Origin of the sequence: Massilia sp. LMS1-1-1.1 (genome assembly GCF_040815535.1) — a bacterium.
GTDB classification, from domain to species: Bacteria; Pseudomonadota; Gammaproteobacteria; order Burkholderiales; family Burkholderiaceae_D; genus Janthinobacterium; species Janthinobacterium aestuarii.
On sequence record NZ_JBFPNG010000034.1, the window covers coordinates 549,071 to 569,148 of the forward strand.

At 64.7% G+C, this 20,078-nt stretch carries 16 protein-coding genes; 7 read left to right on the forward strand and 9 right to left on the reverse strand.

Annotation, left to right across the window (positions count from 1 at the left end):
* The first annotated feature begins 302 nt into the window (after positions 1-302).
* Positions 303-1,139, forward strand: a complete 837-nt coding sequence (locus MRBLMS1_RS21250; RefSeq protein WP_485881690.1) for a universal stress protein — start codon at positions 303-305, stop codon at positions 1,137-1,139.
* A gap of 58 nt (positions 1,140-1,197) precedes the next feature.
* Here the strand turns inward: MRBLMS1_RS21250 and MRBLMS1_RS21255 are convergent, their stop codons facing one another.
* From MRBLMS1_RS21255 to MRBLMS1_RS21270, 4 genes are all read right to left on the reverse strand, one after another.
* Positions 1,198-3,516 (reverse strand): NADP-dependent malic enzyme, encoded by a 2,319-nt coding sequence (locus tag MRBLMS1_RS21255; RefSeq protein WP_128141805.1) that lies wholly within the window; start codon positions 3,514-3,516, stop codon positions 1,198-1,200.
* 198 nt (positions 3,517-3,714) lie between these two features.
* The gene (locus MRBLMS1_RS21260; RefSeq protein WP_223278872.1) at positions 3,715-4,068 is read right to left on the reverse strand and encodes a hypothetical protein; all 354 of its coding nucleotides are present in this window, start codon (positions 4,066-4,068) and stop codon (positions 3,715-3,717) included.
* Positions 4,061-4,654 (reverse strand): SMI1/KNR4 family protein, encoded by a 594-nt coding sequence (locus MRBLMS1_RS21265; RefSeq protein ID WP_485881692.1) that lies wholly within the window; start codon positions 4,652-4,654, stop codon positions 4,061-4,063. Before MRBLMS1_RS21265 ends, MRBLMS1_RS21260 begins: the two co-directional genes overlap by 8 nt.
* Positions 4,655-4,694: 40 nt before the next feature.
* Positions 4,695-5,888, reverse strand: coding sequence for an MFS transporter (locus MRBLMS1_RS21270; RefSeq protein WP_485881694.1), 1,194 nt, complete (start codon positions 5,886-5,888; stop codon positions 4,695-4,697).
* 121 nt (positions 5,889-6,009) lie between these two features.
* Between MRBLMS1_RS21270 and MRBLMS1_RS21275 the strand changes: the two genes are divergently transcribed.
* Positions 6,010-6,531 (forward strand): MarR family winged helix-turn-helix transcriptional regulator, encoded by a 522-nt coding sequence (locus MRBLMS1_RS21275; RefSeq protein ID WP_485881696.1) that lies wholly within the window; start codon positions 6,010-6,012, stop codon positions 6,529-6,531.
* Here the strand turns inward: MRBLMS1_RS21275 and MRBLMS1_RS21280 are convergent.
* A complete protein-coding gene (locus MRBLMS1_RS21280; RefSeq protein WP_485881698.1) occupies positions 6,528-7,133 on the reverse strand; it encodes a hypothetical protein in 606 nt (201 codons plus the stop codon). The two genes, MRBLMS1_RS21275 and MRBLMS1_RS21280, sit on opposite strands and share 4 nt — an antisense overlap.
* Before the next feature lie 89 nt (positions 7,134-7,222).
* On the opposite strand from MRBLMS1_RS21280, the gene thiL reads away from it, so the two are divergent.
* Positions 7,223-8,203, forward strand: a complete 981-nt coding sequence (gene thiL / locus MRBLMS1_RS21285) for a thiamine-phosphate kinase (RefSeq protein WP_485881700.1) — start codon at positions 7,223-7,225, stop codon at positions 8,201-8,203.
* A gap of 1 nt (position 8,204) precedes the next feature.
* Here the strand turns inward: thiL and MRBLMS1_RS21290 are convergent, their stop codons facing one another.
* The 3 genes from MRBLMS1_RS21290 to MRBLMS1_RS21300 are packed head-to-tail and all read right to left on the reverse strand — an operon-like array spanning position 8,205 to position 13,438.
* Positions 8,205-10,793 (reverse strand): EAL domain-containing protein, encoded by a 2,589-nt coding sequence (locus MRBLMS1_RS21290; RefSeq protein ID WP_128141799.1) that lies wholly within the window; start codon positions 10,791-10,793, stop codon positions 8,205-8,207.
* On the reverse strand, positions 10,790-12,820 hold the full coding sequence (locus tag MRBLMS1_RS21295; protein ID WP_485881702.1) for a sensor histidine kinase, YfiR-like protein-associated: 2,031 nt from the start codon (positions 12,818-12,820) through the stop codon (positions 10,790-10,792). Before MRBLMS1_RS21295 ends, MRBLMS1_RS21290 begins: the two co-directional genes overlap by 4 nt.
* Positions 12,821-13,438, reverse strand: a complete 618-nt coding sequence (locus MRBLMS1_RS21300; RefSeq protein ID WP_181878010.1) for a TOL_0243 family YfiR-like periplasmic protein — start codon at positions 13,436-13,438, stop codon at positions 12,821-12,823.
* 223 nt (positions 13,439-13,661) lie between these two features.
* Between MRBLMS1_RS21300 and MRBLMS1_RS21305 the strand changes: the two genes are divergently transcribed.
* Complete coding sequence (locus tag MRBLMS1_RS21305) at positions 13,662-14,144, forward strand: CinA family protein (RefSeq protein ID WP_485881704.1); 483 nt, start codon at positions 13,662-13,664, stop codon at positions 14,142-14,144.
* On the opposite strand, the gene MRBLMS1_RS21310 is transcribed toward MRBLMS1_RS21305, so the two are convergent.
* A complete protein-coding gene (locus MRBLMS1_RS21310) occupies positions 14,134-15,906 on the reverse strand; it encodes a GGDEF domain-containing protein (protein ID WP_485881706.1) in 1,773 nt (590 codons plus the stop codon). The two genes, MRBLMS1_RS21305 and MRBLMS1_RS21310, sit on opposite strands and share 11 nt — an antisense overlap.
* Positions 15,907-16,097: 191 nt before the next feature.
* Here MRBLMS1_RS21310 and MRBLMS1_RS21315 point away from each other — a divergent pair, with 191 nt between their 5' ends.
* The 3 genes from MRBLMS1_RS21315 to MRBLMS1_RS21325 all read left to right on the forward strand — a co-directional run bounded on the left by MRBLMS1_RS21315 (position 16,098) and on the right by MRBLMS1_RS21325 (position 20,078).
* Positions 16,098-16,826, forward strand: coding sequence for a P-loop NTPase family protein (locus MRBLMS1_RS21315; RefSeq protein WP_099401722.1), 729 nt, complete (start codon positions 16,098-16,100; stop codon positions 16,824-16,826).
* The gene (locus MRBLMS1_RS21320) at positions 16,827-17,168 is read left to right on the forward strand and encodes a hypothetical protein (RefSeq protein ID WP_128141796.1); all 342 of its coding nucleotides are present in this window, start codon (positions 16,827-16,829) and stop codon (positions 17,166-17,168) included.
* A 90-nt stretch (positions 17,169-17,258) separates the two neighbouring features.
* A complete protein-coding gene (locus tag MRBLMS1_RS21325; RefSeq protein ID WP_485881709.1) occupies positions 17,259-20,078 on the forward strand; it encodes a M16 family metallopeptidase in 2,820 nt (939 codons plus the stop codon).

The following is a 20,078-nucleotide window of genomic DNA, read 5'->3' on the forward strand; positions in this document are numbered from 1 at the left end:
CCCGCCACAGCCAGCGTTGTTGCGTCACACAAGGAAGTGCCGGACAGATGGCGCCGGCGCCGATGCAGACCACTGGAAGGGCAAGGAGTTCGATGCCATTATGGCCGGCAGCGAGTCGAACATTTTGATGCACATCAAACAGCTCGCAATTTCCTGGCGACGGCCTTGCAGATGGCCACCGCCCGCGTTTTTTTGACCCACATCAAGCGCTGCATAAGAAAAACGCCCGCCAGCACGGCAATGCTGGACTTGCCCGTGTTGCCGTTCTAGCCTTGTTGCCATCCTGACTAGAGAATGACAACATGGCTTATAAATCCATCCTCGTCCACGCCGACCTGTCGCGCCATGCGCCGCAGCGCATCGCCATCGCGGCACGGCTGGCGCACGCGCACCAGGCGCACCTAATCGGCGCCGCCATGACGGGCGTGTCGCGCTTTACCCTGGAAAACAACCGCGGCATGCGCGGCGGCGCCGCGGCGGCGCAGATCAACGCCCTGCACGGGCAGGCGGAACAGGCGCTCGACCAGTTTGAAAAACTGGCGCGCCAGGCCAGCGCCGTCTCGCTCGAGCGGCGCCTGATCGAAGACGATGAAGATGGCGGCATGGCCGTCAGCGCCCGCTACAGCGACTTGACGGTACTGAGCCAGCACGACGACAGCGAAGCGCTGCCCGGCGCCATGAGCGACCTGGTGCCCTACGTGATGCTCAACGCGGCCCGTCCCGTGCTGATCGTGCCGCGCAGCGGCCAGTTTGCGCAAATCGACAATACCGTCGTGGTGGCCTGGGATGGCAGCATGGAAGCGACGCGCGCCATCGGCCACGCCCTGCCCCTCTTGCGCGCGGCGCGCCTGGTGGTGCTGGCCCTGCTGCACCCGCCGGCCGGCCATGCGCAGCCGGCCCGCCACCCGGGTGCCGACATCGCCGCCTACCTGAGCCGCCATGGCGTGCCCGTCGAAGTGCGTCCCGCCGTCACCACGGGCGACGTCGGCGCGGCCCTGCTGGCCATGGCCGCCGAAGTGCATGCGGACTTGCTGGTGATGGGCGGCTACGGCCATGCGCGCTTCCGCGAAATTTTACTGGGCGGCGTGACGGAAACGGTCTTGCACCAGATGACGCTACCGGTGCTGATGGCGCACTGACGTCAAAAAGCCGCGCCACCCTTGCGGATGGCGCGGCTTTTAACTGACAGCGACAGCCTTAGACTTTGCGCTGGGCGACGGCGTCAACGACACACAGCGCCGTCATGTTGACGATGCGGCGCACGGTGGCCGATGGCGTCAGGATGTGCACGGGCTTGGCGCAGCCGAGCAGGATCGGGCCCACGGCGATGCCGTTGCCGGCCGCCGTTTTCACCAGGTTGTAGGCGATGTTGGCCGATTCGATATTCGGCATGACGAGCAGGTTGGCGTCGTTCTTCAGTGCCGAATTTGGCATCAGTTTGTGACGCAGCTTGCTGTCGAGGGCCGTATCGCCGTGCATTTCGCCGTCGATTTCCAGGTCCGGCGCGCGGTCCTTGACGATGGCCAGGGCGGCGCGCATCTTTTGCGCCGAAGCGCTGTCGCTCGAACCGAAGTTCGAGTGCGACAGCAGGGCCGCGCGCGGCGACAGGCCGAAACGGGTCATCTCTTCGGCAGCCATGATGGTGATCTCGGCCAGCTGCTCGGCGTCCGGATTTTCATTGACGTGCGTGTCGACCATCACCAGCTGGCGCTCCGGCATGATCAGGACGTTCATGGCCGCATACACATTGCTGCCGGCGCGCTTGCCCAGCACCTGGTCGATGTATTTCAGGTGCAGCTGGGTGGTGCCGAAGGTGCCGCAAATCATGCCGTCGGCGTCGCCCTTGTGGATCATCATCGAACCGATCAGGGTGTGGCGGCGGCGCATTTCCAGCTTCGCGTATTCCTCGGTGACGCCCTTGCGGCTCGTCATCGCGTAATACGTGTTCCAGTAATCGCGATAGCGCTCGTCGAAGTCCGGGTTGATGACGTCGAAGTCGACGCCTTGCTTGAGGCGCAGGCCGAATTTCTGGATGCGCGCTTCGAGCACCGGTGGACGGCCGACCAGGATAGGACGCGCCAGTTTTTCATCGACCACCACTTGCACGGCACGCAGCACGCGCTCTTCTTCGCCTTCGGCGTAGACGATGCGTTTGAGTTCGGCCGGCGTGGATTTGGCCATCAGGAACAGCGGCTTCATGAAGGTGCCGCTGCGGTAGACGAATTGCTGCAGGCTGTCCGCGTACGCTTGCAAGTCCTTGATCGGACGCGTGGCGACGCCGGAATCCTCGGCCGCCTTGGCCACCGCTGGCGCGATCTTGATCAGCAGACGCGGATCGAACGGCATCGGGATCAGGTATTCAGGACCGAACGACAGGTTGCTGATGCCGTACGTGGTGGCCACGATGTCGGACTGCTCCGCATGCGCCAGGTCGGCGATCGCGTGCACGACGGCGATTTCCATTTCACGCGTGATCGTCGTCGCGCCGCAATCGAGGGCGCCGCGGAAGATGTACGGGAAGCACAGCACGTTGTTGACCTGGTTCGGATAGTCCGAACGGCCCGTGGCGATGATGGCGTCGCTGCGCACGGCCTTGACTTCTTCCGGCAGGATTTCCGGATTCGGGTTGGCCAGCGCCAGGATCAACGGGTTCGGCGCCATCTTGCGCACCATGTCTTGCTTCAGCACGCCGCCGGCGGAGACGCCGAGGAAAATGTCGGCGTCCGGGATGATCTCGGCCAGGGTGCGCAGCGGCGTGTCTTGCGCGAAGCGTTCCTTGTCCGGGTCCATCAGTTCCGTGCGGCCCTTGTAGACGACGCCGGCCAGGTCGGTGACATAGATGTTTTTGAGCGGGAAGCCCAAGTCGACGATCAGGTCCAGGCAGGCCAGCGCCGCGGCGCCCGCGCCCGACACGACCAGCTTGCAGTCCTCGATTTTCTTGCCGACGGCTTTCAGGCCGTTCAGGATGGCCGCGCCGACGATGATGGCGGTGCCGTGCTGGTCGTCATGGAAGACGGGAATCTTCATGCGGTCGCGCAGCTGGCGCTCGATGTAGAAGCATTCAGGGGCTTTGATGTCTTCCAGGTTCACGCCGCCGAAGGTCGGTTCCAGCGAAGCGATGATGTCGACCAGTTTGTCCGGGTCCGATTCGTTGATCTCGATGTCGAAGACGTCGATGCCGGCGAATTTCTTGAACAGCACGCCCTTGCCTTCCATCACCGGCTTGGCGGCCAGCGGACCGATATTGCCCAGTCCCAGCACGGCCGTGCCGTTGGTGATGACGGCCACCAGGTTGCCGCGCGCCGTATATTTATAGGCATTGGCCGGATCGATGACGATTTCTTCGCACGGTGCCGCCACGCCTGGCGAGTAGGCCAGTGCCAGGTCGCGCTGGTTGGTCAGTTGTTTGGTCGGCGTCACGCTGATTTTGCCGGGGCGCGGGCACTCGTGATACTCGAGTGCGGCCAAGCGCAATTGTTGACGCAATTCTTCTTTTTTATCAGATGACGAATCCATGCTGTGCTGCCTTCCTGTTTGGTCGATCGGGTGTTCCGGATTTTATCAGACCGATTCTTTCAATTAGCTAGGTATTTTCCGCTAGCCACAGTCTGATATCACGAAAACGCATAACCTAGCATTGTAAGGCCGTCCGGCGGCACAAACGTCCTCAACAGGAAAAACTATCAAATTTTAGATTTCAATTAGTTTTTGTGATCACTGACCGGGGGCACGCCACAGCGGCAGCGCGGCGACGGCGCGCTCGATATCGTCCATCTCGTCGTCCCCAAGAGTGGTGTCGAATTGGGCGGACAAAATGCGGCGCATCAGCGCCAGGCGCGTCGTCGCCTGCTGCGCGTCGATGAAGCGGGTCGTCTCCGCGCAATACTGCGCACGGCGCTGGGCATCGGCGCCGTCATCGTCGCCGTCGGGATAATAATGGCGGCCGATGTGCTGCAGCGACTGCAGCAGGAATTCGATCTCGCGCAGGATGCGCAGCGCATCCTCGCCGGACAGCACGATGCGGCGGTTGGCGGGCAGCAGGGATGGCGGCGTAGCGCGACTATTCAAAATAGTCCTCGATCAGGAATGCATAATCGTCATCGATCAGCATTTGCAGATAAGCGTCGAAGCTGTCGGCGATGACCTGGTAATTGTCGGGGTCATGCAGGAAGCGCACGACCTGCCCGACCTTGCCCGACGCCGTGGGCGTGAAATCGATATACAGCCGCGAAGAGCCGCCATTGTTCATGCAATGCGAAAAACACAGGCGCTGGCCTTGCCGGATACCGGCGTCGATGCGGGCGTCGACGATACCGGGATCTTCCTCCAGGTAATGGCCATAGATATCGGCGATGCTGCGCTGGTTCGCCTGCCCGTCCTGCAGGATCTGCTCGACGGAACTCAGGTAATACGGATACTCGAACACGTCCGAACCCAGCATGTACACCAGCACCATGCCGCCCGCGTACTCCTGATAATAGGTGCCGTTGTACTGGCCCAGCAAGCGCAGCAGGCTGTCCGGGCACAGCGGATACGCGTGGCGCAAGCTGGCCAGTTGTGCCGCGCTGGCGCCGCTGGCCAGCGCCAGCTCCGCCAGCGGCTCCGGTGGCAAGGCCTGGCGCAATCCTGCCAAATAGTGGTCGACGATGTGCATGGGCGAAATATATCAGCTGCCGGCACACGGCACGCGCACCTTAGCGGGCATTGGCCAGCCGCGCCCCCGGCGCGAAGCGCACGGCGATCAGCAGCAGCACCACGACGCCACCGGCCATCACCATCCACGCCTGGGCCAGGCTGGACGAGTGCTGGCGGATCAGGCCGGCGATGAACGGCATGCTGCTGGCGATGATGTAGCCGCCGCCCTGCACGAAACCGAGCAGTGCGCCGGCGCCGGCCGGATCACGCACGTGGTCCATGCTGACGATCAGCGACAAGGGGAACAAAGCGCCGATGCCGCAGCCCAGTAATATCACGGCGGGCAACGCCAGTTGCGCGGGCGCCACAATCAGGCAGGCCAGGCCGCCCAGCACGGCCAGCAGCACCGACAGCAACAGGATGCGGCGGTCGGGAAAACGGTGGATGACGCTGGAAATCACCAGTCCCGCCAGCACTTCCACCAGGGTCAGGCCACCGAGCAGCAAGCCGCTGTCGGCCGCGCTCCAGCCCAGTTCCGTATAAAACGGCGGCAGCCAGGCCAGCACCAGGGTGTAGGCGCCGGTGCCGATACCAAAGAACACCATCAGCAGCCAGGCGCGGCCACTGCCCACGGGCAGGCTGGCGCCCGCGCCGCCTGGCACCTCCACGCGCGAAGCGGCTGCCCGGCGCCACAGCAGCGCGGCGGCCACGGCCGGCAGCGCCCACAGGGCCAGCAGCGCCTGCCAGCCCAGCACTTGCGCCAGCGGTGAAGCGGACGCGGCGGCAATGGCCGCGCCGCCCATGATGCCCGTCGTATAAAAACCCATCAACTGGCCTGCCCGATCGGGGAAATGGCGCTTGATGAAGGCGGGCAGCAGCGCCTGCACCAGCGCGATGCCCAGGCCGCCCAGGGCCGCCGTGGCGATCAGGCCGCCGCTGCCATGCAGGGGCCAGCGCAGCGCGCAAGCGGCGGCGATGATGGCGATGCCCAGCGAGATGCCGCGCGCCACGCCCAGCCGGCGCTGCAGCTGCGCGCCCGCCAGCGCACATACGCCCATGGCGAACACGGGCACGGTGGTCAGCAAGCCCGCATCGGCATTGCTGAGGCCCGTGCCGGCCTGGATGCTGTCGAGCAAGGGGCCGATAGCGGCCAGGATGGGCCGCAGGTTCAGGCCCAGCAGGATGATGGCGGCCACCAGCAGGGCCGAAGACGATGAAGCAGAAAGGGATGCGGCAGGTCGGGCGGAAGGCATGGGATAGTCCTTGCCTCGCTGGGAGGCACATGGTTTAATGCGTCATCAAATATGACTCGATGAAAAGTATCTTAACATAAAGATAGAAATCTATCTTGAGGTCAAGATAAATGGATGACCGATGACAACTACCCCGCAAGAACACACACGCGCGCAATTTGCCGCCGCACAATGGCAGCGTGAGCTGCCGCAGATGGACACGCGCGCCATGCAGCTGGTAGGCCAGCTGGGCACGGTGGCGCAGCTGATGGCGCGCGACTGGCTCAATCCGCTGTTCGCCGAACACGGCTTGCAGCCTGGCGAATTCGATGTGCTGGCGACATTGCGCCGCTCGGGCGTGCCCTACAGCCTGACGCCGACGGCCCTGTACGAAGCGGCCATGCTGTCTTCGGGCGGCATGACCAACCGCATCGACCGGCTGGAAGCGGCCGGCTGGATCGAACGCCAGAAACATCCGACGGACCGGCGCGGCGTGCTGGTGGCCCTGACACAAAAGGGATTGGAACTGATAGAAAAGCTCGTGCTGCTGCACGTGGAGAACGAGCGCGCCATGCTGTCGGCGCTCGATGCGGACGAACAGCGCCAGCTCGACCAGTTGCTGGCCAAGCTGCTGCACGGCATGGCGCAGGCGAAGAAAGGCTAGGCGAGCAGACTCGCCAGTTCGCGCAGCGCCGCATTGCCGCGCCGGGCCAGGCGCCGCAGTTCGGCAGGGTCGCGGCTGTCGTAAATGGCCTGGACATGGCGCGCGCTGGCCGCGCGCAAGTCGATATCGCTGTCGCGGTCCGGCAGCTGGGCATCGGCCACATGTCCCTCGACGAGGGTCAGGTAGTAATGGCGCGGCTTGCCACGCAAGTTGGCGCAAAACTGCAGCACCAGGCCGTTGTCGAACAGCAGGGCGCCGCTGCGGCCACCTTGTTCCAGCAGCACGCGACACGCCGGCAAGGGCTGCCGCGCCGCGCGCAGGAAACCGGCCAGGTGTACCTGATAGCCGAGTTCCAGGCCATTCGCGCCCAGCTGGCCGCGCTGCAGATACACTTTGAACGATGCCGGCACGGGACGGCCGGCGCGGCGGAACAGGCGCGCATCTTCGTACAGGCACAGCTGGCCGCCGTCGCTGATGGCGTCGAAGCCGCGCTCCGCCAGCTCCTGCGCTTCGAAGGTGCGCAAGCCGACGGCTTGCGGATCGCGCAGCCAGCCGTGGTCGAGCCAGGATTGCAGCAAGAAGTGAATATCGAGGATGGGCATGGCAAGCGGATCGGCAGTGGCAAAGGCGCCTATTGTATGCCAGCCTATAATAGCCGGGCCACACCCTCACTCAACGAACTGACCACGCCATGGCCCCACACGACGCGCTTTCCGAATTCGACCTGATCAAACAATATTTTGTGCGCCAGCGCCCCGGCCGCGCCACCCTGGGCATCGGCGACGATTGCGCGCTGATCACGCCCGGCTCGGGCAAGCAGATCGCCATCTCGTCGGACATGCTGGTCGAGGACCGGCACTTCTTTGCCGGCGCCGACGCCCGCATGCTCGGCCACAAAAGCCTGGCCGTGAACCTGTCCGACCTGGCCGCCATGGGCGCGCGTCCCGTGGCATTTACCCTGGCCCTGGCCCTGCCGCAAGCGGAGCGCAGCTGGCTGGCCGGCTTTGCCGACGGCCTGTTTGCGCTGGCCGACGCCTACGGCTGCGAATTGATCGGCGGCGACACCACCAAGGGCCCTTTGAATATCTGCATCACCGTGTTCGGCGAGCTGGCGCCGGGCCAGGCCCTGCGCCGCAGCGCGGCCGTGGCGGGCGACGATATCTGGGTCAGCGGCACCCTGGGCGACGCGCGCCTGGCCTTGGCCGGCTACCGCAAGGAACAGGCATTGCCGCCAGCCGACCTGGCCATGGCAGGCGCGCGCATGCACACGCCGACGCCGCGCGTGGCGCTCGGCTGCGCGCTGGCCGAAGCGGGCCTCGCGCATGCGGCCATCGACATCTCGGACGGCCTGGTGGGAGACCTCGGTCACATCTTGAAAGCGTCGCAGGTGGGCGCCACGCTCGACGTCGACGCCCTGCCTGCCGGCCCAGTGCTGGCACGGCAGGAAACAGGCTTGCGCCGCCGCTATACGGCCGCCGGCGGCGACGATTATGAATTGTGCTTCACGGCGCCCGCCTCTTCGCGCGACGCCATCGCCGCCCTGGCGGCCAGCTGCGCCACACCAGTCACGCGCGTGGGCAGCATCGAGGCCAAAGCGGGCTTGCGGCTGGTGGATGCGGCAGGACAGCCGCTCGATCTGCAGCTGTCTTCCTTCGACCACTTCACCGATTGAGCTAGCGTACCGCCACCCGCGCCAGCCCCGGCTGGTTCACCATCCAGTAGTGCTGGAAGGCCAGGCGGATGTTGTCGCGCAGCTGGGTGTCGTCCCACGGTTTCGTATAGAAACGGTAGATGGCGCCGCGGTTGATCGAGTCGAGCACGGCTTCCAGGCCCGTGTAGCCGGACAGGATGATGCGGATGGTTTCCGGGTACAGCTCTTTCACCTTGCTCAAAAATTCCGTGCCGCTCATGCTCGGCATGCGCTGGTCGCAGACGATCACGTGCACCCTGTGCAGGGCCAGCATTTCAAACCCTTCGGCCGGCGTGCTGGCCGTCAGAATCTGATAGCCCTCGGGACGGAACAGGCGGTGCAATGACGACAGCACGTTGACGTCGTCATCGACGATGAGCAGCGTCTGCGCCGGCTGCGCGGCCGGGTCGTGGCCGGGCGGCAGGCCGGCGCCGGCGACGATCATCTGCCCCAGTTCCAGCGCCGGCAGGGCGCGGCTGAAATAAAAGCCCTGGATCTCGTCGCAGCGGTTGCGCCGCAGGTATTCGAGCTGCGGGCGCGACTCCACGCCCTCGGCCACGACGCTCAGTTTCAGGCTGTGCGCCATGCTGACGATGGCCAGCGCGATGGCCGCGTCGTTCGGGTTGCTGGTGATGTTGCGCACGAAGGCGATGTCTATCTTCAGCTTGTCGATGGGGAAGCGCTGCAGATACGCGAGGCTCGAATAGCCGGTGCCGAAATCGTCGATGGCCACCTTCACGCCGATTTTCTTCAGTTTGCCCAGCACGACGATGGTGCGCTCGGCGTTCGACATCAGCGCCGTTTCCGTCAGTTCCAGTTCCAGCAATTCCGGCGCCACGTTGTGATGCGCCAGCGCGCGCGTCACTTCGCCTTCCAGGTCGCCTTCGGCAAACTGGCGGCTCGACACGTTCACGGCCACGTGCACTGGCCCCACTTCGCTGTCGCGCCACTCGGCGATCTGGCGGCAGGCGGCCTGGATCACCCAGGCGCCCACGCGCACGATCAGGCCCGTGTCTTCCAGCACGGGCACGAATTCGGCGGGCGCCACCAGGCCGTAGCCGGGACGGCGCCAGCGCAGCAGCGCTTCCACGCCGCTGATGCGGCCCGTGCGCAAATCCACCTTGGGCTGGTAGTACAGGATGAACTGGTCGTGTTCGAGCGCATGGCGCAGCGCCAGTTCCAGGTCCAGGCGCGCCAGCACCTGCACGTTCATGCCGGCCGTGAAAAAGCGGTAGCCGTCGCGGCCCGCCTGCTTGGCGCCGCCCATGGCCGTATTCGCGTATTTGATCAGGGTTTCCGGGTCGGTGGCGTCGTCCGGATACATGGCGATGCCGATGCTGGCCGTCAGGGTCGCCGCATGGCCGCGCAAGTCGAATGGCGCCCTCAAGGCTTCGCGCACCTGGTTGGCCACGGCCACGGCTTCCTGCTGGTTGCGGCTCATCGTCAGTATCAGCGCGAATTCGTCGTTGCCCAATCGCCCCACCGTGTCGCGCAAGCGCACGCATTCGACCAGGCGGTTGCTGAACTGGCGCAGCAGCTCGTCGCCCAGCGCCGCGCCCAGGGTGTCGTTGATGCTTTTAAAACGGTCGAGCGCGATGAACAGCACCACGATGCGCCAGCTTTTTTCCTGCGCCAGTTCCACGGCCTGGGCCAGGGTCTGGTAGAACAGGCTGCGGTTCGGCAGCCCCGTCAAGCCATCGTAATGGGCCAGGTGCTTGAGGCGCTCCTGCGCCTGGCGCCGCTCGCTGATGTCGCGCGCCACGGCGATCAGCAGCAGGCCGCCCGCGCCAGGGGTGCCAGAATAGCCGCCCGTCACGGGCGCTTGCGCATACCAGTGCCAGCCCAGTTCCACGGGGATCAGGCTCAGGTCGCGCCGCACCAGTTCGCACTCCGTCACTTCCGTGGCCAGATGGGCCGGGCCGCCCGGCAGCGCGGCCAGCGGCGGGGCCGGCGGCGATGGCAGCAAGGTGCCCGGCGCCAGCGCCAGCAATTCGTTGCGCGCATAGCCGAGCAGGCGGCAAGCGCCGTCGTTCACGTCGACCAGGGTCATGCCCACCACGTCGACGAGGAAGATGGCGTCCGTGGTGGCGTCCATGGCGCCGCGAAAGCGCTGCAGTTCGGCCGTGCGCTGGCCCACCGTGCGTTCGAGCAGGGTGTTGTAGTGGCGCGCGGCGCGGTGCAGCAGCCGCACTTCGAGCATGTTGCGGATGCGCGTGAGCACCTCGAGCGCGTCGAAGGGCTTGCTGATGAAGTCGCGCGCGCCCGCTTCCAGCGCCGCCAGCTTGGCGTCCGGGTCGGCGGCGATCACCAGCACGGGCAGGTAGCCTTCCAGCTCCAGCGGACGCAGGGCATCCATCACCTCGTAGCCGCTCATGCCGGGCATCACCAGGTCGAGGATGATCAGATCGAACTGGTGGCGCTGGTGCAGGCCGGCCACGGCGCGCGCATCGAGGGTGCTGGTGATGGCCGTGTAGCCGCCGCTTTGCAGCAAATGCTCGAGCAGGCGCAGATTGACTTCCTGGTCGTCGACGAGGAGAATTTTCGCCGCGTAGATATCGGCCTGGCTGATCATGGCGCGCCTGTTCCCTTCTGCCGGCGCTGCTGCGCCACATAGGCCAGGGTGCTGTTGATCGCCTCGGTAAATTCATCGAGGTTGATCGGCTTGGTCAGGTAGCGGTAGAAGCCCAGCGCCATGCTGCGCTCGACGTCGCCCGGCATGGCGTTGGCCGTCAGGGCGATGACGGGAATGTGCGCCGTGCGGGGATCGGCGCGCAGCAGTTTCAGCGCATCCGTGCCGTTCACGTTCGGCAGGTTGATGTCCATCAGGATCAGCTGCGGCAGGTGCGTGCGCGCCATTTCCACGCCCAGGCGGCCATCGGTGGCCGTCAACAGCTGCAATTGCGGGCAGTAGCGCACGATTTCCTCGACCAGGGTCAGGTTGGCGGGATTGTCTTCCACGTACAGCAAGGTCACGGGGGCGCTGTGATCGAGCAGCGCCCCGGCCAGGTCAGGCCGCGGCAAGGCGGGAGCCGCAGGCATGGGCAAGGCGTCGACCACGCGCAGCTCGATCCAGAAGGTGCTGCCCTCGCCGGGCGCGCTGGTCACGCCGATGCTGCCATCCATCAGCTCCACCAGGCGCTTGGTGACCACCAGGCCGATGCCGCTGCCTTCTTCCGTGCCGCCCTCCTGTCCCAGCCGGTTGAAAGGCTGGAACAGCAGCGCCACCTGTTCGCCGTCGAGGCCCACGCCCGTATCGCGCACGCTGATGCGCACCCGCCCGCCCGCCTGCGGCGCGCAATCGATGGCTACCTGCCCCTGCTCGCGGTTGTACTTGAGCGCATTCGACAACAGGTTCAACAGGATTTGCTTGAGGCGCGTGCGGTCTGCCAGCACGTTCAGGGGGCAGGCGTCGGGAAAGGTCATGCCGATGCCGCGCTGGCTGGCCAGCGGCGCGATCATGTCGCGGCATTCCTGCAAGATGGCGTCCAGGCCCACCGGTTCGAGCGACAGGCTGACCGTGCCTGACTCCACCTTCGCCAGGTCGAGGATTTCATTGATCAGTGTCAGCAGGTGGCGCCCCGATTTCAGGATATGGCCGGCGAACTCCTTCTTTTGCTCCAGGGTCGACGGCAGGCGGTCGGAACTGAGGATTTGCGCGAAGCCCAGGATGGCGTTGAGCGGCGTGCGCAATTCATGGCTCATCGACGACAAAAACGCCGACTTGGCGTAGTTGGCGCTGCGCGCCTCTTCCATCGCCATGGCCAGTTCGCCATTCGTCATTTCCAGCTGCATCGTGCGCTCGTGCACGCGCACTTCCAGTTCCTGGTTCAGGCGCATGACTTCCTGCTGCGCCTCGGTGCGCTGCTCGCCTTCGCGCGCCAGCTCGCCGTTCGAGCGCTCCAGCGCCTGCGTGCGCAGCTCGATCTCGGCCAGCATCTTGTTGAAGGAATCGACCAGCTGCGCCACTTCGTCGACGCTGAGCTTGCGCGCGCGGCGCGAGTAGTCGCCCGTCTCGATCACTTCGCGCGCCACGTCGGCGATGTCGAGGATCGGTTGCGTGATGACGAAATCGAGGCGGCGCAGCAGCAGCAAGGCCACCAGCAGCGCCAGCACCGTCACGCTCAGCGCGATGGCCAGGTAATCGGCCGTGCGGCCGGCCAGCTCGTAATCGGCGCGCAGATACACGGTGCCCAGCAATTCGCCATTGTCGACGATGGGCTTGAACAATTCGACGGATTTGCCCGCGATGCTGACGCCTTCCTTGCCCGCCTTCGCCGGCAGCTCGCCCACGTGCTGATGCGCGCGGTAGCTGGCAAACAGGCTGCCGTCGGCCTTGTACAGGGCGCCGGCCGTCACGCGCGGACGGATGCGCATCAAATTGAGGTTTTCCAGCGCCAGGCGCTCGTCGTCGAAGGCCAGCGCGGCCGAGCTCATGTGCCCGAGCAGCTCGGCCTGGGTACTGATGTCGGCCACCAGATTGCGGTGGTAGGCGCGCAAGTCGTAGACGACGATGGTGCCCAGCGAAATGACGAGCGCCACCAGGGTGGTCAGCAAGACCACCGACATCAGCTTGTGGCGGATGGAACGCAGTCTGATCATCTAGGCGCCCCCAGTCTGCACGCGGTAGGCGGCCAGCAGCATGCGCGCGCTGATGCGGATATGCGCCTGCGCCACGGGTTTCAAGGCCACGTCGAAGCGGACCTTGTCTTCGGCCATCACAAAATTGATCATGCTGCCCATCGCGTAGACCTCATCCGAATCGGACACCGTCAGCAACGCCAGGCCACGGCTGGCGGCCAGCATCTCCTGCAGCGCCGTTTTCTCCAGCGCGCCCAGGTACAGCACGTGCAGCCCGGCCAGCGCTTCGCCGCGGCGCACTTTTTTCACCTGCACGACGCGGCCGTGGACACTATGCCCGGCCACGCTCTGCTCGAGCTGCTCGGCCAGCGCGTCGGCGCCCGCCACGCCGATCACCAGCGGCGAGTCGGGCCGGGCAAAGCTGCCGTCTGGCCACTCGACATAGCCGGCAAACTTGTACAGATACGCGGCCTTGACCTGGCGTTCCAGCTCCCCCGGCACCTGCGATCGCGCATCGGCACACAGCACGCCCAGAAGCAGCAATAGCCAGCCCCAGCGCAGGGAGCGGCGAGCGGCGCCGCGCGCGGGGCGGCGCAAGGGGCCAGGATGATGCCACCAGGTCCAGTTCAGAATTGCCATGACAACCGAGTAAAGATAATGCATACGAAGGCGCGGCACCATGCCGCTTGCCGGTTCGGGCGATGCGCACCAGGGTGGCGTAGCGACAGAGCGCCTGCCGGCCCGAAGTGGTAGCAAATGTATAAAAGAGTGTACGCATTTTCGCTGTTACCGGGGAAAGTTTCTTTTACCATTGGCCATGCTACAGTCTTGCCACCATTTTCACCGCATGCAGGAGTCATCCATGAGCAACGAACTCGTCCCCCTCTCCACCGCGCTCGGCCTGGCCTTGCAGGCGAAAGGCCTGCTGCTGGCCACGGCCGAATCGTGCACGGGCGGCGGCGTGGCGCAGGCCGTCACCGATATCTCGGGCTCGAGCGCCTGGTTCGAACGGGGCTTCGTCACCTATTCCAACGGCGCCAAGAGCAGCATGCTGGGCGTGCCCGCCGAACTGATCGCCGCGCACGGCGCCGTCAGCGAGGAAGTGGCCGCCGCCATGGCGCAAGGCACCCTGGCCCACAGCGAAGCGCAGGTGGCCGTCTCGACCACAGGCATCGCCGGCCCCACGGGCGGCGTGCCGGGCAAGCCCGTCGGCACCGTCTGCTTCGGCTGGGCCATGGACGGGCGCGTGCAGACACAGCGGCTGGTATTCGCGGGCGACCGCCAGGCCGTGCGCGAGCAGGCCGTGGCGCACGCGCTGCGCGAACTGCTGCGCTTTATTCAGTAGCGTCGGCGATGCAGGCGCGGTCGCGGCCCGCCTGCTTGGCCGCGTACAGCGCGCTGTCGGCGCGCATCAGCAATTCGTGGCGGCCGGCGCCGTGGCGCGGATACTCGGCGATGCCGGCCGAAAAGGTGCAGCCCGTCAAGCTGTGCGGCGCCTGGTGGATCAGCAACTGGCGGTAGCGCGCGGCGATATCGTCGATTTTGTACGCGGCGATAAGGCTGTCGGCTTCGCGCAACAGCAGGCAGAATTCCTCGCCGCCATAGCGGCAGACCATATCGGTGCCGCGCAGCTGGCCTTCCACCAGGCGCGCGAACTGAATCAGCACTTCATCGCCAAAATTATGCCCGTAGGTATCGTTGACGCGCTTGAAAAAATCCAGGTCGATGATGGCGATGGCCACGGGCGCATCCGCATCGGCCTCGTGCAGGATGGCATTGAGGCAGGTTTCAAAATGGCGGCGGTTGTACAAGCCCGTCAGGTGGTCGCGCATGGCCTGTTCCTTCAGGCTGTCCTGCAGGGAATTGACGTGCAGGATCTGGTGCGCCAGTTCGCGGTTCAGGTGCTCGAGCTTGACGTTTTCCGATTCGCGCGCCGCCTGCAGTTCCAGCGCCTTGTCGCGCTCGGCCTTCAAGCTGTGCATTTCCTTTTCCAGGTTGCGCATCAGGCTGCGCGAGGCGCGCGCCGACTTGCTGCTGGCTTCGTAGGCGGCCTGATATTGCTGCAGGAAGCCATACGCGGCCTGCCATTCGCCCAGCTGGGCGTTGATGTCGGCCAGTCCCCGCAGGATCTGCTGCTGGTGAAACGGATTGCGCGTCCAGCTCAGCAGGCTGTGCGCCTGCGTCAGCGACGCCAGCGCCTGCGCCGTCTGACCCGCGTGCAAGTCGAGCTTGCCGCGCACCAGCCACGCATGCATCTGCTCTTCCAGGTCCTGGCCCCGGCGCGCGTACTCTTCGGCCCGCAACAGCAGTTGCAGGGCACTGTCGGGCTGGTGCAACAGGATGGCCGCGTGAGCGGCGATGCAGAACAGAAAGGCGCGCACGGCCAGGTCTTCTTCCGGCCACTCGTAAAACGGTTCCACCAGCGCCAGCGCCTCGGCCGGCTTGCCAGTGGCCAATAAACACATGGCCAGGTTGGCCGAGACGATGGTTTGCTGGTATTTGAGCTTTTGCGTGCCGATGATTTCGAGCGCCTCGACCAGCAGGGGAATCGCGTCTTCATCGTTGCCCAGGTCATGCTGCGACGACGCCAGGTTCGACAGGCTGTTGACCCGGTGCGCGGGGCTGCCGAAACGCTCGGCGATGTCGAGCGCCAGCAGGAAATTGCGCGGGCCGTCCTGCGTATCGCCACGGTTCAGGGCATCGACGCCCAGGCGCGCGTACAGCATGAATTTGTGCAGCGAGTCCGGTATCTGCGCGGCCTGGCTGCGCGCTTGCAGGAAATGCTGCTCGGCATCGGCAAAATCGCCGCGCCGGCTCGCATACGCGCCCTGCAGGGCGGCCACTTCCATGCCCCCTTCCAGGTCGCCGCTGTGCTGGAAATACGCGCCCAGGCGCTCGCATGACGGTTCGGCTTCGCCCGCGTAATACGCGAGCCAGCAATGATTGAGTTCCGCATACGCGCCGCCGCGCGCATACTGTTGCCGTTGTGCCGCCGCCAGCGCCATCTGCGCCAGCCGGCGCGCCTGGCGGCGGTTGCCGACCAGGCAAGACAGGGCCTGCTGATTCAGACGGTCAATGTCGGCTTTATCGAGACTGGAGATCGGCACTGCGTCCTCATTCACACGCTGGGGTGCATTTTTCACACAAAACTTGCTCTACATCAATGGTATCCTGATTAACATCATAACCAGATTCGCTGTTCCGCATGGCATATTTGCAAAGGATTGTGGTAAAAATGCCAGTCGCCGCTGTCACGGATCTTTGATTGTCACTGACGCAACAACTTGGAGTAGTCGCAATGCAAAACACGGTACATTTCATCCTGCAGGGCAAGGGCGGCATCGGCAAGACCCTCGTCTCGACCCTGCTGGCCCAGTGGATAGGCGGTAAGGACGACACGCCTTTGCGCTGCTATGACACCGATCAGGAAAACGCCACGTTCTCGCGCTACAAGGCGATGCAGGTCAAGCATGTGCCCGTGATGACGGATGCGCGCAACATCGACCCGAAACGTTTCGACGCGCTGATGATCGACATTCTCGACACGGACGGCAACTGCGTGATCGACAATGGCGCGAACACGTTTTCGCCGCTGATGGGCTACTTGCTGGAAAACGACTGTTTTTCGCTGCTGGAAGAATCGGGCCGCAAGGTCTACATCCACACCATCGTCGGCGGCGGCGACACCCTGCACGACACGGCCACGGGCTTTGTCGCGACAGCCCAATCGACGAAAGTGCCGCTGGTGCTGTGGCAAAACGAACACTTCGGCCTGCTGCAATCGGCATCCGGCAAGCAATTCGTCGAATCGCAGTCGTACAGCGACAACCGCGCGCGCGTGAAAGGCAGCATCACCTTGAGCCAGCGCAATCCCGACACCTTTGGCGCGGACGTCAAGAAAATGAACACGGCGCGCCTGACGATGCAGGAAGTGCTGCAGAACGACAAGTTCAACATCATGGAAAAGCAGCGCATCAAGGTCGTCTACCGCGACATCTTCGAACAGCTCGACAAGGTGCAGTGGTAGATGGATCAGCACAAACTGCGCAGCCACGTGTTCGACAAGACGGGCATCAAGGTCGATGTCGATGACCCGATATTCGCCCTCGTGGCGCTGAACGAAGCCGTGCTGGCGGAAACCGTCGAGCGCCAGCTGGCCCTGCTGGATTCTGCCACGCAGGCGCTGGCGGCCCAGGCGCGCGCGGCGGGCGGCTTGCCTGCGGCCGTGCCCCAGCCTGTGCCGCAAGCGCCCCTGCCCACCGCTTGGTTTTCTCCGCGCGAATGGCGCTTGCTGGGCGCGGCCGCCATCGTCTCCATCGCCAGCGCGCTGCTGGTACTGGGCGGGGCGGCCCTGCTGTATACACTGTAGCACCGACCGTAGCACCGGCCGTAGTAACGTCGCGCTGCGCCAGCCACGAGCGAGCCGCAGCGTCTTCTCCACCCATCCCTGGAAGCATGCATGAAACCGATCAAACTGCTGGCCATTCCCGCCCTGTTGCTGTCGCTGTACGGCGCCCCGCTCACCCTCGCCCACGCCGCCGATGCGGCCGTCACGACGGGTGCCACGGCCGTGCCAAACATTGCCTACGAAAAATACACCCTGCCAAACGGCCTCGACGTCATTCTCGTGGAAGACCATAAATTGCCCGTCACGGCCGTCAACATCTGGTACCACGTGGGTCCGGCCAATGAAGCGCCAGGCCTGACAGGCTTTGCGCATTTGTTCGAGCACATGATGTTTGCCGCCACCAAGCACGTGCCGCGCGGCATGGCCGACCAATTGCTCGAGGGCGCGGGTGCTACCGATTCGAACGGCAGCACGGATTTCGACCGTACCAATTATTTCGACACGGTACCGTCGAACCAGCTGGAATTGGCGCTGTGGACGCATTCCGACCGCATGGGCTATCTGCTCGACGTGCTCGACCAGACGGCGCTGACCAACCAGCAGGACGTGGTGCGCAACGAGCGCCGCCAGAGCGTGGAGAATGCGCCATACGGCATCGTGCAGGAAGCCTTGTACCACCAGCTGTTTCCCAAGACCCACCCGTATTACGCCAGCGTCATCGGTTCGCATGCGGACATCCAGAACGCGAAGCTGGCCGACATCAAGGATTTCTTCACCAAATACTATGGTCCCAACAACGCCAGCCTGGTGATCGCGGGCGACATCGACAAGGCGAAGACCAAGGAACTGGTCAACAAGTATTTTGGCAGCTTCAAGAGCGGCCCGGCCGTGCCGAAACCCGATGTCGTGACGCCGCCCATCACGCAGGAACGCCGCGTCATGGTGCAGGACCGGGTGGAATTGCCGCGCGTATTCATGGCCTGGCTGACGCCGTCCGCCTACACCAAGGATGACGCGGAACTGTCGATGGCCGCGCACATCCTGGCCGGCGGCAAGTCCAGCCGTTTATATAAATCGCTCGTGTACGACAAGCAGATCGCCCAGGACGTGGGCGCCAGTCAGGGCTCGAACGCCCTCACGTCGATTTTCACCATCGACGCGACGGCGCGCCCGGGCCGCAAGCCCGAGGAAATCGAGCAAGCCTTGCAGGCGGAGCTGGAACAATTGCGCGCCAAGGGCCCGACCGAGAAAGAACTGGAGCGCGCGCGCAACAGCATCGAGACAAGCATGCTGAGCCAGGTGGAAAAGATGGGCGGCCATGGTGTGGCCAACTTGCTCAACGAATACAACCAGTACGTGGGCGACCCCGGCTACCTGGCCAAGGATATCGAACGCTACCGCCAGGTGACGGCGGCCGGCGTGCAGCGCGCCGTCGACCAGTACCTGAAGAACCAGTCGCGCGTGGTCGTCTATGGCGTGCCCGGCACGCCGGACCTGGGCGCGGAAGTGCCGACGCCAGCGCCGGGCAAGGTCAAGCCTGCGCCAGGCACGGCCATCAATGCGGACGAGCCATGGCGCAATGCCGTGCCGAAGGCCGGTCCCGCACCGAAGATTGTTTTACCGCAAGGAAAATCGTTCACCCTGGCGAACGGCCTGACCGTGATCCACCACTACAACGGCGCCGTGCCGCTCGTGTCCAGCCAGCTGGTCATCAAGAGCGGCTCGGGCGCCAATCCGCTGGCGCAGCCGGGCTTGTCGAGCTTTACGGCGCAATTGCTGCAGGAAGGCACGGCTACGCGCAGCGCGCCGCAAATCGCCGACGACGTGGCGCAGCTGGGCGCCCTGCTCAATACCGGTTCCGGCGTGGATGCCTCGTTTGCCCAGCTGACGTCGCTCAAAGCCACGTTCCCGCAAGCGCTCGACGTGCTGGCCGACGTGGTGCTGCACCCGCAATTCCCGCAAGAAGAAGTCGAGCGCCAGCGCGCCAGCCGCATCGGCGAACTGGCGCAGCAGCGCGAAAACGCGGGCGCCGTGGCAGCCCGCGTGGAGGCGGCGGCCCTGTACGGCCCGCAGCATCCATATGGCTACATCCAGCTGGGCACGGAAGCAGCCTTGAAAGCGGCCAGCCGCGCCGACCTGCAAGGTTTCTGGCAGCAGCATTACCTGCCGAACAATGCGGCGCTGATCGTTTCAGGTGATATCGGCGAGGCGGAATTGAAGGCGCTGGCCGAAGCGAAGTTCGGCAGCTGGAAGGCAGGCACGGTGGCGCCGTCCGTGGCCGCCGCGCCGCAGACGACGAAGGCAAAATTGATTTTGGTCGACAAGCCGGGGGCGCCGCAAACGGCCGTGCGCCTGTCGACCATCGCCGTGCCGCGCGCCACGCCCGATTACGCACCGCTGCAAGTGATGAACGCGGCGCTGGGCGGCTTGTTTACCAGCCGCCTGAACACCAACTTGCGCGAAGAAAAGGGGTACACGTATGGCGTGCGCTCGCAATTCCAGTACCGCAATCAGCCTGGACCGTTCTCGATTGCTGCCAGCGTGCGCACCGATGTGACGGGCCCGGCCGTGTCAGAAACCGTCAGGGAAATCCGCGCCATGATCGCCAAGCCCTTGCCTCGCCAAGAACTGGCGAATGCGCGCAACTCGCAAGTGCTGTCCTTGCCGGGCCAGTTCGAGACGAATGCCAGCATCAGCGCCAGCATGGCCAACACGTATATCTACGGCCTGGGCCTCGACTATTACACGACCTTGCCGCAGCGCTTTGCCAGCGTGACGGACAAGCAGGTGCAGCAGGTGGCGAAAAAATACCTGCAGCCGGAAAAGCTGATCGTCATCGGCGTGGGCGACAAGGCGAAGATCGCCCCGCAATTGTCGAAGCTGAAGCTGGCGCCCGTTGAATTGCGCGATGCGGAGGGTAACGTCAAGTAA